General features: G+C 49.1%; 11 protein-coding genes. 8 read left to right on the forward strand and 3 right to left on the reverse strand.

Annotated elements, in window-relative coordinates; translation table 11 throughout:
• Nucleotides 1-209: 209 nt before the first annotated feature.
• The 5 genes from BFC17_RS17205 to BFC17_RS17225 all read left to right on the forward strand — a co-directional run bounded on the left by BFC17_RS17205 (nt 210) and on the right by BFC17_RS17225 (nt 6888).
• Nucleotides 210-932, forward strand: a complete 723-nt coding sequence (locus tag BFC17_RS17205) for an ABC transporter ATP-binding protein (RefSeq protein WP_070177712.1) — start codon at nt 210-212, stop codon at nt 930-932.
• On the forward strand, nt 929-2371 hold the full coding sequence (locus BFC17_RS17210) for an ABC transporter permease (RefSeq protein WP_070177713.1): 1443 nt from the start codon (nt 929-931) through the stop codon (nt 2369-2371). The genes BFC17_RS17205 and BFC17_RS17210 overlap by 4 nt, the downstream gene beginning before the upstream one ends.
• Nucleotides 2368-3651: a DUF3526 domain-containing protein gene (locus BFC17_RS17215; RefSeq protein ID WP_070177714.1), complete on the forward strand. Its 1284-nt coding sequence runs from the start codon at nt 2368-2370 to the stop codon at nt 3649-3651. Before BFC17_RS17210 ends, BFC17_RS17215 begins: the two co-directional genes overlap by 4 nt.
• Complete coding sequence (locus tag BFC17_RS17220) at nt 3648-5759, forward strand: TonB-dependent siderophore receptor (protein WP_070177715.1); 2112 nt, start codon at nt 3648-3650, stop codon at nt 5757-5759. Before BFC17_RS17215 ends, BFC17_RS17220 begins: the two co-directional genes overlap by 4 nt.
• Nucleotides 5760-5841: 82 nt before the next feature.
• Nucleotides 5842-6888 carry a succinylglutamate desuccinylase/aspartoacylase domain-containing protein gene (locus BFC17_RS17225; protein ID WP_229680917.1) on the forward strand — a complete coding sequence of 349 codons (1047 nt, stop codon included), beginning with the start codon at nt 5842-5844 and terminating at the stop codon, nt 6886-6888.
• A gap of 93 nt (nt 6889-6981) precedes the next feature.
• Here BFC17_RS17225 and BFC17_RS17230 read toward each other — a convergent pair whose 3' ends face one another.
• Entirely contained in the window at nt 6982-8328 is a 1347-nt protein-coding gene (locus BFC17_RS17230) for a hypothetical protein (protein ID WP_070177716.1), read from the reverse strand.
• 206 nt (nt 8329-8534) lie between these two features.
• Between BFC17_RS17230 and poxB the strand changes: the two genes are divergently transcribed.
• Both poxB and BFC17_RS17240 read left to right on the forward strand, forming a co-directional pair.
• The gene (gene poxB, locus BFC17_RS17235; RefSeq protein ID WP_070177717.1) at nt 8535-10259 is read left to right on the forward strand and encodes a ubiquinone-dependent pyruvate dehydrogenase; all 1725 of its coding nucleotides are present in this window, start codon (nt 8535-8537) and stop codon (nt 10257-10259) included.
• A 403-nt stretch (nt 10260-10662) separates the two neighbouring features.
• Nucleotides 10663-12576: a methyl-accepting chemotaxis protein gene (locus tag BFC17_RS17240; RefSeq protein ID WP_070177718.1), complete on the forward strand. Its 1914-nt coding sequence runs from the start codon at nt 10663-10665 to the stop codon at nt 12574-12576.
• Nucleotides 12577-12640: 64 nt separating this feature from the next.
• On the opposite strand, the gene BFC17_RS17245 is transcribed toward BFC17_RS17240, so the two are convergent.
• The gene (locus BFC17_RS17245) at nt 12641-13921 is read right to left on the reverse strand and encodes an MFS transporter (protein WP_070177719.1); all 1281 of its coding nucleotides are present in this window, start codon (nt 13919-13921) and stop codon (nt 12641-12643) included.
• A 14-nt stretch (nt 13922-13935) separates the two neighbouring features.
• Nucleotides 13936-14853 (reverse strand): VOC family protein, encoded by a 918-nt coding sequence (locus BFC17_RS17250; RefSeq protein ID WP_070177720.1) that lies wholly within the window; start codon nt 14851-14853, stop codon nt 13936-13938.
• A 210-nt stretch (nt 14854-15063) separates the two neighbouring features.
• Between BFC17_RS17250 and BFC17_RS17255 the strand changes: the two genes are divergently transcribed.
• Nucleotides 15064-16014, forward strand: a complete 951-nt coding sequence (locus tag BFC17_RS17255) for a hydroxymethylglutaryl-CoA lyase (RefSeq protein ID WP_070177721.1) — start codon at nt 15064-15066, stop codon at nt 16012-16014.
• Nucleotides 16015-16049 lie beyond the last annotated feature (35 nt).

The raw sequence follows: 16049 nt of genomic DNA on the forward strand, positions 1-16049 counted from the left end.
GATTTTCTCCACTGAATATTGTAAGGGTTTTATACTTTATTTGAGACTGTCTTTGTTTGTGCGGGACTGATTGCCGGAAATCTAAGCAAACAAACCCAATATTGCAGATTCCACTGGTCAACCATTTATATATTGTAATAATATAACATTTCTTTGTTGTTATAATATAACATCTCTAATGTGTGTTTTGATCAAATGGGTCCAGCGTCATGTCTGAAGTAGTGATTCTTGCCTCCAATCTTTGTGTTGATGTGCGAGCAAAAAAGATTTTAAAAAATGTGTCTTTTAGTGCCAGGCGAGGTGAAGTTCTGGCGTTGCTGGGCGGTAATGGAGCGGGTAAATCTACTACCATTAAAACCTTTTTGGGGTTGATGAAACCGACGTCCGGCAGTGTTGAGCTGGATGGTGTAAACGTGCATAACGATCCGGCCGTTGTGCGCCAAAAAGTCGCGTACCTGCCTGAATCAGTCATGCTTTACGGGCATCTTACTGCCGTTGAGAATATCGAATACTTTTTATCGCTGTCTGGAAAGCCAGCTGCTGAATCAGACATTGCTAACGCGCTCAAAAGGGTGGCATTACAAGAGTCGGCCTGGCACTCGCCATTGGGCGGGTATTCCAAAGGGATGCGGCAGAAAACGGCCATTGCGCTGGCCCTTTTGCGCGAAGCGCCCATTCTGTTTTTGGACGAGCCGACGTCCGGACTAGACCCTGTTGCGATTGACGAATTTAATCGTCTGGTGAGTCAACTGGCCAGCCAGGGGGCCACTATTTTAATGGTGACCCATGATGTCTACGGGGCTTGCCATGTGGCTAACCGCATTGGTTTGCTGCGCGACGGTGAAATTGTCGGTATGTTTGATGCGCCCGAAAACGGCAATATCGACTCTGAAACCGTGCATACGGCGTTTGCTCAGGGTGCACTGAAATGAGCAGCCCGAGCAGTATTATTTTAGCCATTGCCCGTGATGAGTGGCGTTACTGGCGGCGCTCTAGTCTGGCTCAAACGGTATTTGTGATTGCCCTGGCACTTGCAGCTGCATCGGTTTGGGTCACCCAGGCCTCCATGGCGCACACCACTGAACAGCGCCAGCATATGCAGTCTGAGTCGAAAACAGCCTTTGAAGATCAGCCTGACCGTCACCCTCATCGTATGGTGCATTACGGCCACTATTTGTTTCGCGCACCACCGCCACTGGCAGCGCTGGATCCCGGTATTGACGGGTTTACCGGCAATGCCATTTTTCTTGAAGGTCACCGTCAGAACGGCGCGACTTTTGCCGACCAGAAGCAAAGCAGCGGCTTAACCTGGCTGGGTACCCTAACGCCAGCGTTTGTGATGCAACTGCTTACGCCATTACTGCTTATCATCCTGGGTTTTGGTGTGATGACCCGCGAACGTGAAGCCGGCACGCTGGACTTTCTTAAAGTACAGGGCGTATCACCTCTGGTGCTCATTGGCGGAAAAGGTATTGCCTTAATGGGCGCCGGATTGGTGGTTTTAATGCCGTTAATCATTGGTGGACTGGTTACCCTTGCCCAAGGCGCTGCTGTGCTGCCGGTTGCTATGTTCTTGCTGAGTTACCTGCTGTATCTGGCGGTCTGGTGCGCCATTGTATTATGGGTATCAACGCTGGCCAGTACTAATAGCACCAGCTTTAGTGGCCTGATTGCCATATGGGTATTGCTGTGTTTGGTGGTACCGCGTATCGCCAGTAATTCAGCCAGTGTACTGGAGGCGTCGCCGGGTAAGTTGGAAACCGATTTCGCCGTACTTAAAAAGTTGCGTGAAATGGGCGATGGTCATAACGCCAGTGATCCGGCATTTAAAGCACTCAAAGATAATCTGTTGGCACAGTACGACGTGGATTCTGTAAAACAGCTGCCGATTAATTTTCGCGGTATCGTGGCGCAAAAATCAGAAGCCGATCTCACTAAAGTGCTAACTGAATTTGCCGAGCAAAGTATGGCGCAGCAACAAGCCCAGGCGCTGATTGCCCGCAGTTTCGGCTGGCTCTCGCCTATGATTGCCATTCAGAACGCCTCAATGAAGCTGGCCGGTACCGATTTAGAAAATTATCAGCGCTTTATGCGCGAAGCCGAAGCGGTGCGATTCGATTTTGTGCAGTCACTTAATAAGCTCCATGCCGAAGGCATGACGCTTGAGCAGGATGCCAACAAATACCAAAGTGCAGCGGCCAAAAAGGCGGCTACGGTCAGTGCTGATAACTGGCAGATACTGGAAGACTTTCATTTTACACCACTATCGGCACCGCAGCGTGTTGCCAACAGTGTGATGGCTTTAGTGCAGCTGTTTTTCGCTGGCGCAGTGCTGCTGGTCTGTATCGTTATTGCGGGGAGACGAGTATGAGTTGGTCAGATATCCGTCGCGAGGCCGCCTTTGTTTTACGTAAGAAAAGTGTGCCCCTGTTATTACTGGCGGGGTTTGCGTTGTCTTTGTTCGCTGTGTGGACCGGCACGGTTGAGGTTGCCCAGCAGCAAACGACCATCGGGCGGCTACTTGAGGGTGACAAAACAGACCGTCAGGAAGTCACCCATAAACACAATGATTACGGCTATATTGCGTATTATACCTTTCATTTAACTTATGCGCCGCCTGCCCCTTTAGCCTTCGCTGCGCTGGGCGTGCGCGATGTATACCCGTGGAAACACCGCATCAGAATGCTGGCCCTGGAGGGGCAAATCCACGAGTCAGATACGCAAAATCCAGAACTGGCGCTGGCCGGTAAAATTGACTTTACCTTTGTTATTGCGGTGTTTGCACCGCTGCTGCTGATTTTGTTGTTACATGATTTACGTGCTGCCGAACGAGCCGCCGGTCGCCATGATTTTCTGGTTGTCACCGCCAGAACGCCGGCCAGCCTGTGGCCGCTGCGTGCCGGTTTTATTGTGCTTTCCTTGTGGCTGGCGCTAAGCATACCTTTTGTTGGGGGGGCAGTCGCCAATAGCGTACCGATTGGCCAAATGCTGTTGGTTAGTACGGTGGTATTGGTGTATTTGCTGGTTTGGGCCGCGATCTGTTACTGGGTATCGCGCTTTAACTTTGCTGCACCCGTGCTGGCCTCATTGCTGCTGGGCGGTTGGTTATCAACCACCTTTATTGTGCCTGCGGTAGGTGATGTCCTGATTGAACAGGCCTATCACGGGCCTGAGGGCGGCGACATCCTGATGACCCAACGCGAAGCGGTAAATGGTGCCTGGGACTTACCTCATGAAACTACGATGGACGCGTTTGTCGCCTCACATCCTCAGTGGCAGGGCAAAACCCAGACCAACAGCTTGTTTGAATGGAAGTGGTATTACGCTTTCCAGCAGGTGGGTGACGAAAAAGCCTTGCCTTTAGCCCGCGCTTATCAACGTGTAGCCGAACAACGTTATGCCGCAGCTGGTTGGGTAGCTCTTCTATCACCAGCGGCGCTGTTACAGCGAGCACTTACTAACTGGGCGCAGACTGACGCCAGAGCAGCCTGGCAGTACGAGCGTGAGATAAGAGCTTTTCATGCCGATTTACGCGAGTTTTATTATCCGTTCTTGTTCAACGGCACGCCTTACAGTGCAGCGTCGTTAGCCGAACGTCCACAATTTACCCCAAATTATAATACGCAGAATTACCTGGAACGTAGTCAATGACAAAGCAATACTTTTTAAAACCGGTTATTACCCTGGCGGTACTGGCCGGACTTAACAGCAACGTTAGCGCCCAAACCAAAACCGCGGAGGATGCCGATCTTGAACACATCTCTGTGGTTAAGCAACGTCAGGCTTATCGTGGCGACGTACCATTAAAAGAACTGCCGCAGTCAGTGGATGTGATTTCTGACGAATTACTCGACAACCTGGGCATTATCGATTTACAAAGTGCGCTCAAGTTTACCAGTGGTATTGCCAGTCAGAACAACTTTGGTGGCCTGTGGGACAGCTTTGCTATTCGTGGTTTTAGTGGCGATGGCAACCGCCCATCGGGTTATCTGGTTAACGGTTTTAATACCGGGCGTGGCTTCAGCGGCAAACGTGATGCGTCCAGTATTCAGGCCATCGAAGTGCTTAAAGGCCCGGGCTCAGCGCTATACGGGCGCGGAGAACCCGGCGGCACTATTAATATCATTACCAAAAAGCCGCAGTTTGCCGAAGAAGGATACGTTGAGGCTACTGCAGGCAGTTATGATTTGTACAGTTTAGAAGGCGATTTCACGAACGCTATCAGCGCTGACTGGGCGTTTCGGGCCAATGGTGCCTATGAGGATGCGGGCAGTTTCCGCGATACAGTGCAGAGCAAAAAAATCTTCTTTACGCCGTCGGTAGTGTATAACCTGAGTGCCGAGACGCACATTTTCTACGAACTGGAGATTATCGATCAGGAAGCTAACTTCGACCGTGGTATTTCCATTCCAAACAATCAGTTTGGCGTAGTACCAATTGAGACCTATTATGGCGAACCGGCCGACGGCCCGATGGAAATCGACGGTATTGCCCATCAGCTCTCTGTTCAGTCGCAGTTAAACAGTAACTGGAGTATCAACGGCGGTATCAGCTATCGCGATTCATCTTTTGAAGGGTTTTCAAGCGAACCTGAGCTTTCGGCTGGTCGTCAGTTATTGTATACAGATGGCACCACTCTGTCGCGCCAGCGTCGGTATCGCGATTACGACACTACCGATTTATCCGGCCGCGTTGAGCTAAGCGGCGAAGTAGTAACAGGCACGTTTAACCATCATATTCTGCTAGGCGCCGATGCTTACGATTACGACTATCACCAGCAGATGAGTCGCTGGCGTACAGCCTGGGGCACAGGCGATACCACTTACTCGGTGGACCTGCTTAACCCGCAATACGGTCAGACGCCGCCGGACGTGAGCGTATTAGTCGACTCTAAGGAGCACCAGCTGTCCTACGGTGTGTACGTGCAGGATCAAATTGATGTCAGTGAGCAGTTTAAAGTACTCGCCGGGCTGCGCTTTGACGATTTTAAGCAAGAAATTAATGGTGCCGTAACGCAGGATCAAACCGCTACCAGCCCTCGTTTTGGCGCGGTGTATATTCCCGACAATAACCTGTCGTTTTATGTAAGTTACTCGGAAGGCTTTAGCCCTAACAGTGGGGTGGATAACAACGGTGAAGCCTTTGAGCCGGAAGAAAGCGAGTCTTATGAAGGCGGTGTGAAATTTGCCACTAACGATGAATCTCTCACTGGCACCCTGGCCATCTTCCATGCCGATAAGTCTAACATTCTGGCGGCCGATCCGGTGAACGGTGGCACCATTGCCATAGGAGAAGTGGAAAGTCGTGGTGTGGAAATGGATTTAGACACGGTAATTACCGACGCTACCGTGCTGACTTTCTCCTACGCCTACATTGATGCTAAAACCCAAAATACTGTGACTAATCCGGACTGGGGCGTCGAAATTGCGGCTGGAACACCTTTGGTGAACGTGCCTGAGCATTCGTTTAATCTAACGCTGCAACATCAGCTGTCGTTGGCTGGTTATCCTGCCAGTGTAGCCGCGGGAGTTACTCATGTTGGCGAGCGGGTTGGCGATGCGGTAGCACCTGATTACAAACTTCCGCGCTACACCACGGTGGATATCTCTGGCGTGATTGAGTTAACTCCTTCACTAACTGCCCGGTTGGTCATTGATAACCTGCTGGATAAAGAATACTACGATAATTCCTACTCAGCATTGTGGACCCAGCCGGGTAAACCCCGTAATGCCAGGTTGAGTGTGCGTTACGCTTTTTAATCTGTCATTAAGTCAAACCACCGGTAAGCTCGCACTGCCGGTGGTTTTCTTGTTTTAACTTAAGATCAGGAAAATACGTTTTATGCTGTCTATTTTCAGTCGTCCAATAGGTATGGCTTTACTTTTGATGCTTGCCAGTTCATTTAACACTGTTGCTACAGAGAAAAAAGCGGTGGAATTACTGGGGAGCTCTGTACCAGTTGGTAGCAAGTTGTCTTACATTGCCACGGAAGGGGATATTGAGTTACCGGTAACGGTAATCAATGGTGCAGCGGTCGGACCGGTTTTACTTTTAGCCGCGGGTACTCACGGCGATGAGTTTCCTTCTATGTTTGCTTTGCAGCAACTGGCTAAGGAAATCAATCCGGCCGAACTTCAGGGGACAGTTTTGATTGTCCATCTGGCTAACCTGGATGGGTTTCACGGCCGGATGCTGGCGCTTAACCCTAAAGATAATAAAAACCTGAATCGCGAATTTCCCGGCAGTAAAAGCGGTACAGCCACCGAACGACTCGCTGAGTTACTGACCCGTGAATTCATTAGTCGGGCCGATTACTTTATTGATATGCATTCCGGCAGTGCTAACCAGAAACTGCTTAACCACGTGTATTCGCCTTTTGTTGGTAATGCTAAGTTAGATGCCCTGACTTTTGAATTTGCCAAAGCTAGCGGTATGCAGCACATCATCATGTATGGCGATCGCCCGCGTGATCCGGCTAATTCTATTTCATTTCCCAATACTGCAATGACCCGCGGCAAACCAGGCTTAACCACCGAAATTGGCCACTTAGGCTGGCGCGATGAAGCCTCTATTGATTATGCCCTTAATGTTGCGCGTAATGCGCTGTATTTTTTAGGGATGCTGCCGGGCAAAGTAATGCTGAATCAGCAGGCGGTGGTTTATGATGAGGTCAGTTATGTCGATGCCGAATTTACCGGCTTCTTTACCCCCCTGGTTACCACAGGTGACAAGGTGGTAAAAGGGCAGGCTCTGGGTCAGGTAACCGATTATTTCGGCAATTTAGTGCAGACCATTACCTCGCCAGTTAAAGGTAATGTACTGATGATTAACGAAACACCACCAATCAAAAAAGGTGAGTCGCCTGTGGCTGTGGGGTTGGTTAACTAAGGCTGCAAGCAACGTTATGTAATTGCCATTGCCATCCCGGCTGAGTTGCCGGAATGGCGCTAAGCGATAAAGCGGTTTTGTTTGGCTTTGTGTTTATTCAAAGAACAAACAAATGTCGTCATTCAACGAGCCGTCACCGGCAAGACAAAGATGCGACTGTTTAATAAATGCCTCTTCGCCAGTATAGGGGCTGACGATGGAATTCAATTGGGCCGGGTCGTCAGTCACTTTGGCGTTATAGATCAACCGAAATAGGCGCTGCAAATAGTTAAGTTCATGCATGGCTTCCTGCAGATGAATAAGTTTTGGTACCGCCGTTTCTATGACTAGGTTACCGATATAATTGTTCAGGGAAAACCCCAGCAAAGCTTGTTTTTCCTGGTCGATATTGCGGATAACAAAACGGCCATTTTCAACCGTCATCTGATTAGATACCAGCTGTGTATAGGCATAAAGCGTGTTAAGGGTTTTATTCGGTTTATAGAACAGCGGCAGATAGAGCGATGAGAACAGGCCAGTACCGGCACTTTTATGCGTGTCGTGCAGGAGATGGTCCAGGTCGTTGGCATAGATGGCTATCTCTCTTTCATAAATCGAAGTCATGTTAACCGTGTTCCGGTCAAACGGTGTCAGTGCGTTATAAACTACCTGCCAGTCGTTGACAGCCGATTCGGGTGTTTTACTGAGCAGGAATGCGGCGGTATCCAGACTGAATTTATATTCTGCAATGGCAATTGCCCTGGAAACGGCTTCGTTAACAATAATCAGTTGCTGTGATTGAAAACGCAGGAGTGCGGCAAGTTTCTGGGCGGCAGCTTCTGTTTGTCCGTCTTTCACCAGCGCAACGGTGCGCAGTAACATAATTCTAAGCGCTAATAAATCAAGGTCGCTAAAGTGATATCGGGTTAATATGGCAGGTTTGCTTACCGGAATGAAAGTGTCATAGGCCATCAGTCCCTCGAAGCGTTCCACATAGGGCTGATACCTTTGGTAAAGCGCATCGATTTGCTCGCTGTGTTGCCAGATAAAATCAAAACACGCGGGATCCCATAAATTACACAATAGTGCCGAGGTACGTTCATTTACCGGAATTTCGGCTAACCATTGATGCGCCGGATAAACGGCATCGATGACATCATCGGAGATAACACCATCCTGCTGTCTGGCTTGTTCGACAATGTTTTTGCCAACCTGATAGGGATCATCGGCAAAGTCCGCGCGCATACCTAAACGGTAAACTTCGCCATTGTTTTCGATGGGACCGGGAATATTATGCTTTGCCCTGATGCTTTTTACTGCGGAGTTGAGCTCCTGATCATGTGTCAGGTAATAGCCCAAAACCAGCGCAAAAGTCAGCGCTAAGCTAAAGATTCGTTTTCTGTTTTTTGGTGCTGTTTTCCCTGCGTCATTAGATATTCCATTTATTTTAATTTTATTCATATCTATACATCGACTAATCGCACATTTTTGCGACAACCGGTAAAACTTTTGTCGCATTCATACGTTTAAATGACTAATAGTTAACGATTCTGATTAACGCTAGTCAAACTGCAGTATTTATTGTCACTTATTGCCTAACGCTATCCTATTCTCTTGTTCGTTAACAGTTTTATTTTCTGTCTTCTCAAAAGTGAAAAGGAAAGAACATGAGTCAGACCATTGCGGAATATTTAGTCAAAACGCTGTCGGCTGCCGGGGTTGAACGTATTTGGGGTGTTACCGGTGATTCATTAAATGGTATCAGTGATGTGCTGCAACGCCAGGAGGCGATTAAGTGGATGGGCACCCGCCACGAAGAAGTGGCGGCATTTGCCGCCGGTGCTGAAGGGCACTTAACCGACAAGCTGGTGGTGTGCGCAGGCTCCTGTGGACCGGGCAACATGCATTTAATCAACGGTGTGTATGATTGCCATCGCAATAAAATTCCTACGCTGGTTATTGCCAGCCATATTCCTTCTGACCAGATTGGCTCGGGTTATTTTCAGGAAACCAATCCCAAAATGCTGTTTTCTGAATGCAGTGTGTATTGCGAGCAGGTATTAAACCCGGCGCAGTTTCCTTACATGCTTAATGTGGCCATGCGTACGGCTATTCTTAAACAGGATGTAGCGGTGCTGGTGTTACCCGGTGATGTGGCACTGCAAAAGGTTGATGCGCAGCCTAAAGAGCACTGGCGTTATCCCGCGTTACCGGAAATAACCCCGCCGCTGGACTCGCTTAAAGCTGTCGCTGAGATCTTAAACCTTTCCGATAATATTACGTTGCTGTGCGGCGCTGGTTGCAAAGGCGCTCACGAGCAGGTGCTGGCGCTGGCCGAAAAGCTTAATGCGCCTGTTGTGCATGCACTGCGTGGTAAAGAATTTGTTGAGTACGACAACCCCTATGATGTTGGTATGACCGGCCTGATTGGCTTTTCTTCCGGTTATCATGTGATGGAAAACACCAGTACCCTGGTGATTTTAGGCAGTGGTTTCCCTTATCGGCCATTTTACCCTGATGATGCCACCATTATTCAGGTAGATATTAATCCTTCGGCGCTGGGTGCCCATGCGGATATTGATTATGGTATTCAGGGGCAGGTAAAAGAAACCATCGAACACCTGCTTCCAATGCTTGACCAGAATATAAATAACGACTTTTTAATGTCGGCGCTGGCGCATTATCAGGATGCCCGAAAGGGACTGGATAAGCTGGCGAAAACCAGCAGTCATTCTACACAAATCCATCCGCAGTACCTTACCCGCCTGGTTAATGAGCAGGCAGCTAATGATGCCATCTTTACCTGTGATGTGGGCTCGCCAACGGTATGGGCTGCGCGTTACCTTACTATGAACGGTCAGCGTCGCTTACTGGGTTCGTTTAACCACGGTTCTATGGCCAACGCCATGGCTCAGGCTATTGGCGCACAAAGTTTAGATGATAAACGCCAGGTCGTGGCGCTGTGCGGTGACGGCGGTTTTTCCATGCTAATGGGCGATTTGCTGACTTTAAAACAGTTGAATCTGCCGGTGAAAATCGTCATTTTTGATAACCGCTCGCTGGGCTTTGTGGCCATGGAAATGAAAGCCGCGGGCTTTTATTCTCACAATACCGATCTAGATAACCCGGACTTTGCCGCGCTGGCCAAAGGGGCTGGTATCAACAGTGAATATGTTGACGATCCGCACAAGCTGGAAGAAGCTGTCGAGCGTATGTTAAACAGCGAAGGGCCTTACGTCTTGTCGGTGAAAACGGCTAAGCAGGAACTGGCCATGCCGCCGCATATCAAACTTGACCAGGCAAAAGGGTTTGGTTTGTACGCGTTAAAAGCCATTATCAATGGCGCAGGCAGTGAGTTAATCGAACTGGGTAAAACTAACTTGCTGCGTTAAAACCGGGTAATGGCTTCCCTTTGGTTTTGCGATTTGAATTTATTGGTATCGTCATCGGCAGAAACTGGTGGAACATAGGATCCCTGCTATTCTTTCATTAAGACTTTGACGCAGTAATATTTTTTTAAAAGGTGCTTACTTTCAATATTCCAGGCGTCATTGAAGATTTTTGGCTATGTAGCAGGTCGGTGCAATTCTAATAATGGCAAAACCGACTCGCTGCCGTTAAGCATAAGCCAATGTAAAAGTGATGCTGACAAAGGCTGATAGGCGTGGCTCCCCAAACTACAGAAGTAATTTTTGCCTGACAGGTGAAAAGCGATACGTTGTCGTAGCTAAATCCGTTTAATGGCCAACTGGTGCAGCATGTTTTAGTAAAACTCACGAAGGAGTTGGCTGTACTATGACGTCATTGTTATCCGGATTTAGTGTAAGGGCGAAGCTGCTGTCACCGGTTATCCTCTTTATTCTTATCCTATTGATCGTTGTTTTTTTATATCTGCGTAATCAGTCTTCCATCAACAATGCTGAACAAGAGCTGAGTTTAAGCAGTGAGCTGGCGGAAGAGGTGTCTTCACTTACCCTGGCCGTTGACCGCTACATTAATTCTCATAATGGTTTTGCTGCGGTGATTAAGCAATTTGCCGACACCCAGGAAAAAATTCGTGCTGTTAGTGATTCCGCCGGTTCCGGCATGAATACCTTGCTGAAATCATCGGGGGCAAACGCTGAAAAGATTAATGGTCTGTTTGACAGAAATTCGCAACTTGTCTCATCTATGGAGGCAGTAGTTAGCGCATCCATGGGCGAGTCGAACAAATTTATCTATGCCATGAGCGATATGCTGGCAGATGAGTCAACCCGGCAAAATGTCAGCACGTTCGAGGGGCAGGTGATACGTGATGCATTATTACACACTAATAATAACTACAAGATCTGGCTGATGTTCAGCGAGCTCTCTGGCAACCTGGAAAAAGCCGACGAACTGATTAATTTTATCAATGAACTTGATGCGGCGTCTGATCGCGCTATTGTGCTGCTGGAAGGGACGCCAATGCTTGAAAATGCGCTGGCCGCGCGCCGCGCAAATGGTGAAATTCGAGACATTGCAGAGCAGTATATTGCCAACTCTCGCGAAATCAGAACACTGCAAGTACAAATAGAAAAAGACATGAGGACGCTGCTCGATAGCCTGCGCAACTGGAACCACGAGGTCAATAGCATGACGATAGACGCTATCTCCTCGAGTATTTTACAAATTATCATGGTTTTGGTGTTTGCAGTAATGGTTGCCATAGTGCTGTCACTGGTGTTTGCCACGTCCATTACCACGCCACTAAAAGAGTTACAAAAACGCATTAACGGATTGGCCAACGCCGGTGGGGATTTGACCTATCGGTTAGATATGCAACGACAAGACGAAATTGGCGATCTGGCCAATGGAATAAATCGCTTTCTTGGAGTTTTGCAGGATATTTTCCGTAGCGTTGCCTCGTCGGGGGAATTAATCTCTCAACGGGCCGACGCGGCGCTAGAGCGCAATAAAAATACACTGCAGCGCGTTGACACACAGCAACATGAGACAACTAAAGTCGCCACTGCATTTGACCAAATGGAATCATCTATTCAGGGCATTGCGTCGAGTACGGCCGTTGCCGCCGATAAAGTGCAGGAAGCTGAACAGTCGAGTAAACGGGTGGTTAGCACGATTGGTGTAACTATTAGTGAAATCGATAAATTAAGTGACAACCTGAAAAACGCCACTGACGTCATTATTGCGCTCAATCAGGATAGTCAGAATATCGGTGGTATTCTGGACGTTATTCGAGGGATCGCAGAGCAAACCAATTTGCTGGCACTTAATGCGGCAATAGAAGCGGCCCGAGCGGGAGAGCAAGGACGAGGCTTTGCCGTGGTGGCAGACGAAGTGCGTTCGTTAGCCCAGCGCACGCAATCGTCGATAGAGCAAATCAATACCATGATTTCAAAACTACAAGCGGCATCGGAGCAAGCCCGCAGTACTATTGAGTCTGGTAACGAACAGATAGGGTTAACCGTTCAACACAGTCAGGAAGCGGGCGAAAGTGTAGAGCATATTGTGCAGCTGGTTAGCGAAATAGCGCAGATGAATCTACAGATAGCCAGCGCCGCAGAAGAGCAAAGCTCAGTGGCCGCTGAGGTGAATAGAATTATCGCCGGGATTAATCAACTGTCTATTGAGGGCAGCCGTGCTGCGTCGGAAGCTAGCACCGCGGCTGCAGAGCAGGCTAACTCAGCCAAAGAAATGTTTACCGTAATTGGTAAGTTTAAAGTATAAGCCTTCAGCAGCAAATGAGACCGGCCAGTATAAAGTACTGGCCGGAAAATGAGGAGTGGCCGAATTATTGCGCTTGTTCTGCGGGCGCAAAGCCCAGAGATTCCTCGGTATGCGCGGGGTCATCTTTACCAAACTCCCGGTATTTACCCAGCGTTAGCAGCATGGCGGCTCCTACCAACAGGATCACCAACGAGAACAACAGGATACTGTTATAACTCTGGGTTTTGTCGTAGATAATGCCAAATACCATGGGGCCAACACCAGCGCCCAGCGCAAAGGTGGCATAGATAAAGCCGTAAATGGTGGAGTAAGACTTCATGCCAAAGTAACGGGCAATCAGGAAGGCCAGCAGGTCGTACTCAACACCCGATGCAAAGCCAATAAGGAAAATGGCAAACAGGGCGGTGAGTGTAGTGAGTTCGTCAGCGGTAAGCATCCAGCAAGCCAATGCGGGTAATGACAACAGAATAAACGCAATACCCGGCGCCCAGAAATGGTCGATTAACCAGCCGCCTAAAGTACGGCCCACTAAAACTGAAATCCCGATCATGGGCACAATGCCGGCCACGGCAGCTTTATCGAAGCCTTTGCTTAGCAGCAGGTTTTCCATGTTGGGTACCGGACCGCCCAGGGCAAAGGAAATCGGAATGATGGCGATGCAGATGGTCCAGAAACGACGGTCGCGGAATACCTGTGCCATGGTCATGCCGGTTTCTTCTTTTACGTCGGTGGCTACCTCGGTTTTTTGTTTATGATCAGGCGATTCGTAGAAGAAGAAATAGGCGATTGGCAAGGCAATTACCAGGGGCAGAGCGGCTATAACCACATAAGCACCACGCCAGCCCAGCTCGGCAATGAGGAACGCAGTTAAAGGCTTAATTAGCGAGCCAAACACGCCGGTACCAATTAACGCTAAACCAAGCGCCAGACCTTTTTTCTTTTCAAACCAGAGATTCACACCACGGGTCCAGGTGATGGGCAGCGTGCCCGCACCAACGGCCGCAATAAGCCCCCAGCTAAAATAAAATAGCAGCAAAGAACCGTTACCCAGGGCAAAGGTGCCAAAGCCCAGAGAAAACAGTACGATTGATGCCAGGATCACCGGACGTACACCAAAACGGTCAGCCAAACCGCCCACCAGGGGGCTCGATAGCAATACCGTTAGGGTCATTACCGTGATACCAATCATGATGTCACCAAAGCCCCAGCCAAATTCGGCAGCCAGCTCGGGGGCAAACATGCCGATGGTGTAAAACGGCACGGGCGATAAACCCAGTCCAATGCCGATGGAGGAAGCAAATATAATTTGCCAGCCCCGTTTAAATTCTTGCTTGCCTGTTTGCATGATGCGTTACCTTTTTATTCTTTACAGACTAACACAGTGGCTCCCGCGGGGGATTGCAGGCGAGCCATCTGTACAGGGGTATTCCAGACTTTGACCGCTGTGAGCTCGGTATCGCCGTCTGTTGGAAGAGTCGGAGTTAATGCACCGCTGGCAATATGCGTAAATAAAGCGCCGGTATGTGGAAAGCGGGCGCGTTCATAGTGCGATGTCATGGGGATACCGTAACTCACTAACTCAATCCGTGAATGGGTTGTCCTCGGTCCAAATAATTGCATATGTAGACTGCCGCCAGGAGGCAATCCAACGAGTTTTTCGATAGCCTGGCCCCAAAAGTGCTCGTCCAGCACTTTTTGTCCGCCAAGCTGGGTATAAAAGTTCGCTTCTGTGGCGATATCTTCAATAGTACAGGTAAACGAGGCGGGTTCACCAATACCCAGGTGATTTACCGGGTATTCTTCATCCAGCACCTCTAACAGGCCAATACCAGTGTAATCAGGCCCGGTAATGTGAGCATCGCGGTAACGACGGCCATCCTGCTCGTATTCTACCCAGTCCGTCTTCATGGTTACGCCGGCCTCTTTGAGACGCAGCCATAGGTTGGGTAAATCTTTTACTAACAGGTTTAATGTTTTGGGGATGGCGTCGAGATTACTTGCGTGTTGTTTTAGTGGTGAGGCGGGCTGGATTACTTCAACAAGGTGTATCGAGGTGTGAGCATTGGCTAAGCCCAACAGCGCACGACGCCCGATGCGTTCTGCACTGACCTGCCAGAGTTTCAGCAAAGCGGGATCTGTGGTGGTTTGCTGATTTACTTGCTGATAGCCCAGTTGCTCGCACCAAAACGCTGTTGCGGCGGCATAGTCAGCAGTCGCAATAACGATCTCTTTAATATAGAGATCCTCGAGTTGAGCAGCAGTGTCGGGCTGTTTCATGGGGTATCACTCACCAGTTTGCCTGCGCAGGAGCCGAGGCAATGACGTCATCCTTAAAGATATATAGTTATAACAATAAATTCAAAAATGCAAGATAAAATCGTCATAATACGACGAAGCGCCAGCTGGATTTTCTCAGTTGCAAAGCCTTTCCTTTATCGCTCAAATGATATAATGTTATGACAATAAAATTTGTCAGGAGTTATATCCATGAAAGCTGCGAATATTGATATCGAAATCAGCGAAGTTGGCCCCCGTGATGGCCTGCAAAGTATTAAACCCATTATGGCCACTGCAGATAAAAAGCGTTGGATTAGCGCGCTGGCCGAGGCGGGCATGCCAGAAATAGAAGTGGGCTCTTTTGTACCGGCTAAAATTTTGCCACAGCTGGCAGATACGGCCGAGCTGGTGGCTTATGCCCGTAGCATTCCTGATTTAACCGTAGCGGTACTGGTGCCTAACTACCGCGGCGCAGAAGGTGCCGTAACAGCGGGCGCGCATAAAATCACTATTCCACTTTCGGTATCTGAAACCCACAGTCTTAAGAACGTGCGCCGTACTCATGCACAAATGCTGGATGAAGTGCGTAAGATTCGTGAGCTGATTAATACCTTGCCAGTTGATGAGCGTCCTGTATTTGAAGGGGGTTTGTCGACCGCCTTTGGTTGTACGCTGGAAGGTAACGTTCCCGAGTCCAAAGTGATTAGCATTGCAGAACAACTGATTGAAGCCGGTTGCGACGAAGTGGGTATTTCCGATACTACGGGTTTTGGTACGCCTAATCAGGTTACGTCGATGACCAAAGGTATCTGGGCAGCTGTGGGTAAAGACAAGCTCACTGGTATTCACCTGCACAACACCCGTGGTCAGGGTCTGGCAAACGTCATGGCAGCACTTGAAGTAGGCTTAACCACCATCGACTCGTCCATGGCGGGAATTGGCGGTTGTCCTTTTGCGCCGGGCGCATCAGGTAACATTATTACCGAAGATTTGGTTTTCCTGCTGGAAGGCATGGGCCTTAAAACTGGTATTCAGTTTGAAAGACTGATGCAGGCGCGCCAGATCCTGCGCGACAGCTTACCGGCAGATGTAGAGCTGTATGGCTTTACGCCGGATGCTGGCCTGCCAAAAGGCTTTACCATGGCGACGCCACAGGTTTAATGCAAACCATCGATAGGGAACCGAGGTGATGTTAC

This window comes from Marisediminitalea lipolytica (genome assembly GCF_001758465.1).
Classification (GTDB): domain Bacteria; phylum Pseudomonadota; class Gammaproteobacteria; order Enterobacterales; family Alteromonadaceae; genus Alteromonas; species Alteromonas lipolytica.